This window comes from Methanoregula sp., assembly GCF_002835825.1.
Lineage (GTDB): Archaea > Halobacteriota > Methanomicrobia > Methanomicrobiales > Methanospirillaceae > Methanoregula.
This window is the reverse complement of the sequence record NZ_PIZH01000142.1, coordinates 1-5,325: the sequence shown is the minus strand read 5'-3', so window position 1 is coordinate 5,325 and position 5,325 is coordinate 1. Positions and strand designations below refer to the sequence as shown.

General features: G+C 54.3%; 8 protein-coding genes. 4 read left to right on the top strand and 4 right to left on the bottom strand.

Annotated features, from left to right (window positions below; translation table 11 throughout):
• Window positions 1-634, top strand: a 634-nt coding sequence (locus CW742_RS06505; RefSeq protein ID WP_292418113.1) for a nuclease-related domain-containing protein, incomplete at its 5' end; no start/stop codon positions are given.
• A 323-nt stretch (window positions 635-957) separates the two neighbouring features.
• Here the strand turns inward: CW742_RS06505 and CW742_RS06500 are convergent.
• Entirely contained in the window at window positions 958-1,785 is an 828-nt protein-coding gene (locus CW742_RS06500) for a DUF2927 domain-containing protein (RefSeq protein WP_292418110.1), read from the bottom strand.
• A 206-nt stretch (window positions 1,786-1,991) separates the two neighbouring features.
• Between CW742_RS06500 and CW742_RS06495 the strand changes: the two genes are divergently transcribed.
• Together CW742_RS06495 and CW742_RS06490 are read left to right on the top strand one after the other, a co-directional pair.
• A complete protein-coding gene (locus CW742_RS06495) occupies window positions 1,992-2,210 on the top strand; it encodes a hypothetical protein (RefSeq protein ID WP_292418108.1) in 219 nt (72 codons plus the stop codon).
• 12 nt (window positions 2,211-2,222) lie between these two features.
• A complete protein-coding gene (locus CW742_RS06490; RefSeq protein WP_292418105.1) occupies window positions 2,223-2,759 on the top strand; it encodes an NAD(P)H-dependent oxidoreductase in 537 nt (178 codons plus the stop codon).
• 107 nt (window positions 2,760-2,866) lie between these two features.
• Here the strand turns inward: CW742_RS06490 and CW742_RS06485 are convergent, their stop codons facing one another.
• Window positions 2,867-3,316, bottom strand: a complete 450-nt coding sequence (locus CW742_RS06485) for a hypothetical protein (RefSeq protein ID WP_292418102.1) — start codon at window positions 3,314-3,316, stop codon at window positions 2,867-2,869.
• A 187-nt stretch (window positions 3,317-3,503) separates the two neighbouring features.
• Window positions 3,504-3,641, bottom strand: coding sequence for a hypothetical protein (locus CW742_RS06480; protein WP_292418099.1), 138 nt, complete (start codon window positions 3,639-3,641; stop codon window positions 3,504-3,506).
• Window positions 3,642-3,774: 133 nt separating this feature from the next.
• Here CW742_RS06480 and CW742_RS06475 point away from each other — a divergent pair, with 133 nt between their 5' ends.
• Window positions 3,775-3,966 (top strand): hypothetical protein, encoded by a 192-nt coding sequence (locus CW742_RS06475; protein ID WP_292418096.1) that lies wholly within the window; start codon window positions 3,775-3,777, stop codon window positions 3,964-3,966.
• A gap of 237 nt (window positions 3,967-4,203) precedes the next feature.
• On the opposite strand, the gene CW742_RS06470 is transcribed toward CW742_RS06475, so the two are convergent.
• Window positions 4,204-5,115 (bottom strand): NYN domain-containing protein, encoded by a 912-nt coding sequence (locus tag CW742_RS06470; protein ID WP_292418093.1) that lies wholly within the window; start codon window positions 5,113-5,115, stop codon window positions 4,204-4,206.
• Window positions 5,116-5,325: the final 210 nt, after the last annotated feature.

Genomic DNA, 5,325 nt, shown 5'->3' with positions numbered 1-5,325 from the left:
ATCAACCAGGGTCCGATGGAAAATCTGGAAGTTGAAACGCGAATGGGAAAAGGCGATCGCAACACGGACACGCAGCGTCAGTTCTGCAAGCCGGGATATCACCGCAACGATGCGATTCCTTGAGAAGAACCGGTCCTATCTCATCGGAGCAACAGCTGAGCAGCAGGTTGTCGATGTGCTCTCAGAGATGCCTGATGACTATCATATTATGAGCGGTGTCGACCTTCACCGCTTCGACACCGCGTACTGGTGGAGAAAGAAGGACGAAATCCGGTTCCAGCAGATCGACCCGGTTGTCATCGGGCCCACGGGGCTTTTCCTTATCGGGACCAAGAACTGGTCAGGGGCAGACATTGAACTGAAGACCGGAGACATCAAACGCCAGGTACGGATTGCCACGCAGGCCCTCTGGCTCTCCATGAAGGACGAGTACCGTTTCTACGAAAGGAACCCGAAAATCCGGTGTATCATCGTCTCCCTCAGGGGGTCCCACCCCGACCTGAGGATCAACAAGGATATCGATGTAATCACTCTCGACCGGCTGGCAGAACACATCACAAACCGGGAGAAGATCCTCTCGCCAATGAATGTCGAACGGCTGACGCACGTGATCTCGTTCAACGAGGCGAGATAACCAGGGCAGGATTACGTCAGACAAAACCCGATATATAACAGGGCCGTCTGTTTACGAAAAATGGCAGATTCCACACTTCTTCCGGTAAGAGAAATTGCCGGGGAACGATACATCGGGTAATAATCTCAGGGAGAAACGACAATCTGTTTCTGCTGTTTTTATTCCAGAGTCCGGTAAACCTTTTTCATCTGCGTTTATCCTGGTGCCGGCACCTGTCGCTTTACCGGTGAATTCCCCCGGTAATTGTCAGTTTTCAAAATGTTTTATAGACCGGTAAAAAAACCTGCTGTATCCAAAATCGAAGAACGGCCCTGCAAAACGGATCAGGTGAGCTTGGCCCTCACCGAGGACAGGGATTCCCCATAGGTGAATTTTTTGCTGTACAGCAGGTCGATGACCGCCCAGTCCATCTCGCTGAGTTCGGTTGTCCGCGGATTGAAATAGAAGATACTGGCAGGATCATCGGAATATCCCTCAAAACCCATATCATACAGGAGCGCCCGGAGGAGGAGGTATTTCCTCTCTTCACCTTTAAAGCGGGAATTGATGTAGATGAGATCCGTCTCAACCCAGGAGTTCTTATTGGTCACATCCGCAAAGTAAACCTCCCCGGTGTCCGTATTCCTGACCACCTTGTCGGCCACATCCTCATCGATGGTACTGAAAAAGGATGGAGGCACAAAGCGGATGGTGAATTCCTGGTTCTCGCTCTCGTAGGGGAGGGTCAGGTGCGTGGTATCGGACACATTGTTGAACCGGATGACAAAATCATGAAGGGTTTTGAGATCTTCCCGTGTATATTCTCCGGCCACGCCGAGTTTCACATTCCGGTTCTCCCATCGGTTGAGATACTGGGCTTCATTGCCAAACACAACATCCTGGAACCGCCGGTTGACATCGGACTTGCTGTTCGGGTTTGCCGTAATGCGGGAGACGGGACTCATTGTCTTAGCAGGACTCAGATTCGTATCCGGATCCCGTGCTGCTGACTCGTTGTCCAGGACACCCGATGAATAACGCTCTGAAGAAGGAGGAGTACCGGTGACATTTTCCGCGGCTGCCGGGAGTTGCGCCGAGGAGAAAACGGGTGCATTAACGTGGATGGTGACGCAGCCGGCAGAAACGATGAACACGAGGGAAACGACGACCAAGACGGATTCAGCCAGTCTGCAACCCACAACTAACCCCAGCCTTGTACCGTTTCCTTACACAGGTATTTCTCTATTCCGATTTCTGATTCCGCCTTCCGTATGAATCTGTGACACGCATTGTACGCACCCCTCAGGTCTCTTTATTCTTATCCGGACCATGATCATCCTGTTGTTCCTCTCTCGATCATTTCATCCGGAGGGGGCGGATGTATGTGCGGGAAACGAAACGGTACCTCATGGATGGAGAGCCGAGCATACGCACGTATTCAATCGCAGTTATTGTTGGAAATCTTCAGAACGGGTTCTTTAACAGCAAGCGTATCGGGGGTTTCGTTCAGCTTGCCCCGCAGGAGGTTTCCTTCACCCGCGTGTTCATCGGGGATCTGCCGTTATACAACCAGGACGAAGAGGACCCCCCGGGCTAAGCAGTCATCCGCATGAAGAACGCGGTCCGGTCTGCGAGTGGACTGCTCATCGTATCACCGGAATACAACCGCTCGATCCCCACCGTACTCAAGAACGCACTCGATCATGGATCCCGCCCGGCCGGCAAGAGCGTATGGGCCGGAAAACCCGCAGGCATCATCCATGTCTCCACCGGTGGTATCGGCACCGCACTCGCGCGGCAGCACCTGCGGAGCATTCTCTCCTGCCCTGACGTTTCTGTCATGCGCCAGCCAGAGGCATATCTCCGGCTGCGGGAGGGGATGTTCGGCAATGACGGCACCATCGGCCCGGCAACCGGCAAAGGCTCCCTCCTCCCCGAATACAAGCGACCGTTCACCATCGAAGCCTGCGACGAGAACGGAGATGTCTTGTATTCCTATCATCTCTCCCACTGCCAGGTGGACGAGTACCGGGCATTCCCGGACCCCGATGCAGGTTCCATCGAGGTTGCCATCGAGCATCTGATACTCGGGTACGATGACTGGAGCCGGGAGCCGCCGGAGAAGAAATTACCGCGGGAGCCCTGATCGCTTCGGCGCCGGGCCTGCCTGATGATTGCCGGAATCCATTACCCTGTCGGAAGATTCCCCGGGTCTGGGATATATAAGCCCAAAAAAAGAGAGGATGCCGGGCCTTATGCTTTCCGGAGCATATCGATGGAGGAGGAATAGTGCGTGCCGTCACTGACGTAGATCAGTTCGATCTCACCGGAAGAAATGACTTCACCAAAACTGTACCCTCCGGTCTTCTGCGGGATCGTGAGCGTCCTGCCATTACGGCCGATCACTCCCGAGAAGGGAATCGTTTCAGTGTTGTTGCCACTGCCGAAAACAAACGTCCCGGTAAAGATGCGTCCCTGCTGTTCTGAGACAATCATCGACATCGTGGTGTTGCCGTAGTTCGTGAATCCCGCATCCGGTTCATAGCCGGTCATGGGGCCTGTCCAGGTGCCGGTGAGATCCGGAATGGCCAGGGCCGGGAGAGCCTCATTCGTCGATGAGGGTGCTGCTGCCGGAGCCGGGGTTGTACACCCGCAGGCGATCACGGCGATGATGATGAGAAGTGCGATTGCTGTAATCTTCATACGGACGGTGATTGACCGGATGAATATTTATAGGCCGGCGATCCGGTTTTGCCGGGCGGTACGGGATCCGGGCGTTCAGTCTTCTCTCATGCATCGGTTGTTTTTCTGAACGAGGGACAGTCGAACAGCAGACCTTCCGGTTCACTGCCAGCCAGTGAGAAAAAAAGGAGATCGAAAAACTGGAGGCTTACTTGAGTTTCTTCTCAAGTTTCTTGAGCTTCTTCTGCGCTTCCTTGCTCCCGCCGGCTGCCTGCTTTGAGAGCTCCTCTGCCTTCTCCTTCTTTGCCTTGTTCAGTTTTACCAGTTGTTTCTTGCTTGTCGGCATGGTTTGTTTCACCCTGTGTGAATGGTTGATGTTATCGTTGTTCCAATTTAACGATATCCCCGGGGCAACGGATCCGTGCCGGCACTATTGCCCCATCCATACGTATTTTTAGTCCGGGTACCGACTAACGATCATGAGCGACAAAAAGCACACAACACGGATTGTTGACGAGAAAGACGGCCTGATGGAATGCCTTGTCTGCGGGGAAAAGTATCACACTACCATGAAAGCTGATGCTGACGGGAAGTTCCACCCGGCAAACTGGGAGTGCGTCAACAAGTGCCGCCTCATTCATCACGATGAGAAGCCCGCACACAAAAAGTAACTTTTTTCCGGTCCCGTCCATGGGTGTGCGAAATCATACCAGGTAACCCCGGCAACGTGAGCCTTGTGGCAACGCTATCCAAAAAAATTTGTACTGATGAATATGGCAGTGTGAATCTGCCCTTTTTGGATTCTTTTCCGGGATGCAGCGGAAAAATGTACGCAGATACCCGTAAAACGGCCCGGAACCTGCCGTCATCCCGGCCCGGTTTTAAAAAAGAAGATGATACCGGCGGGGCTATTTCCGCCCTTTTTTCACTTTTTCCCGGATATAGATGATCTTCCCGCTCTGGTCCTTTGACTGCCGCTCGTCGACTTCGAACAGGCCCAGCGACTGGATCAGGTCGAAGAACTTCCGGAACCCGTAGTTGCGTGCATCGAACTCGGGGCTCTTTTTCTGGAGGTTACTGCCGACAAGCCCGAGCTCCGCCCAGCCCTTGTCGTCCGAGGAGTCCTCGATGCTGCTCCGGAGCAGCCGCAGGAACCGGGGATCGTTTTTGACGGTGTTGATACCGGTGATTTCCGGGCGGGTCTCACCGGAACTGCCGGAAGAGTCCGAGGGCCGCAGGATTTCCGTGTAGATGAATTTGTCACAGGCATCGACAAAGGGTTTGGGCGTCCGTTTCTCCCCAAAGCCGTACACGATCAGGCCCGATTCGCGGATCCGGGACGCGAGCCGGGTGAAGTCGCTGTCGCTTGAGACAATACAGAACCCGTCAACATTGCCCGCGTGGAGCAGGTCCATCGCATCGATGATCATCGCACTGTCCGTGGCGTTTTTCCCTGACGAGTAATTGAACTGCTGGATCGGTACGATGGAATGCGACAGGAGGACATCCTTCCAGGGCTGGAGCTGGGGCGTTGTCCAGTTCCCATAGATCCGTTTCACGGAAGCGATGCCGTATTTCGCAACTTCATCCAGGAGGTTCTTGATGATGCTTGCCTGTGCATTGTCGGCATCGATTAACACCGCCAGTTTTCTCTGGCGTTCCTGCGGCTGGTACGAGTAATCCATTGATTGACAGTATGCACGCGGCTTCATAAAGATATGGCGGGACTGCTGCGGGAGGCCGGGGGTTTTCTCGCGGGAATCACGGGGAGTTACTTCCGGCGAGGGTGTCCCATCCACAACATTAAACAGGATCCGCACCCAGCACAGGGTATGGATCCCTTCATGCGTGTGGCAATGGAAGAATCACGAAAAGGCATGACCGAAGTCGGCCTTCCCATCGGCTGGTGCCTGGTGCGCTACCCGACGATTAGCGGCCTGGGACACTTGCGTTGTTTCCAACAGGATAACCCGATGAACCTCGCGCAGATCGGCTGCCTCACGTAGACCGCCTGCGTCCGCAGTTGCCGG

Coding starts and splice junctions, on each gene's coding strand:
- CW742_RS06495 (WP_292418108.1), top strand. CDS start 1,992: ATGTATGTGCGGGAAACGAAACGGTACCTCATGGATGGAGAGCCGAGC.
- CW742_RS06490 (WP_292418105.1), top strand. CDS start 2,223: ATGAAGAACGCGGTCCGGTCTGCGAGTGGACTGCTCATCGTATCACCG.
- CW742_RS06485 (WP_292418102.1), bottom strand. CDS start 3,316: ATGAAGATTACAGCAATCGCACTTCTCATCATCATCGCCGTGATCGCC.
- CW742_RS06480 (WP_292418099.1), bottom strand. CDS start 3,641: ATGCCGACAAGCAAGAAACAACTGGTAAAACTGAACAAGGCAAAGAAG.
- CW742_RS06475 (WP_292418096.1), top strand. CDS start 3,775: ATGAGCGACAAAAAGCACACAACACGGATTGTTGACGAGAAAGACGGC.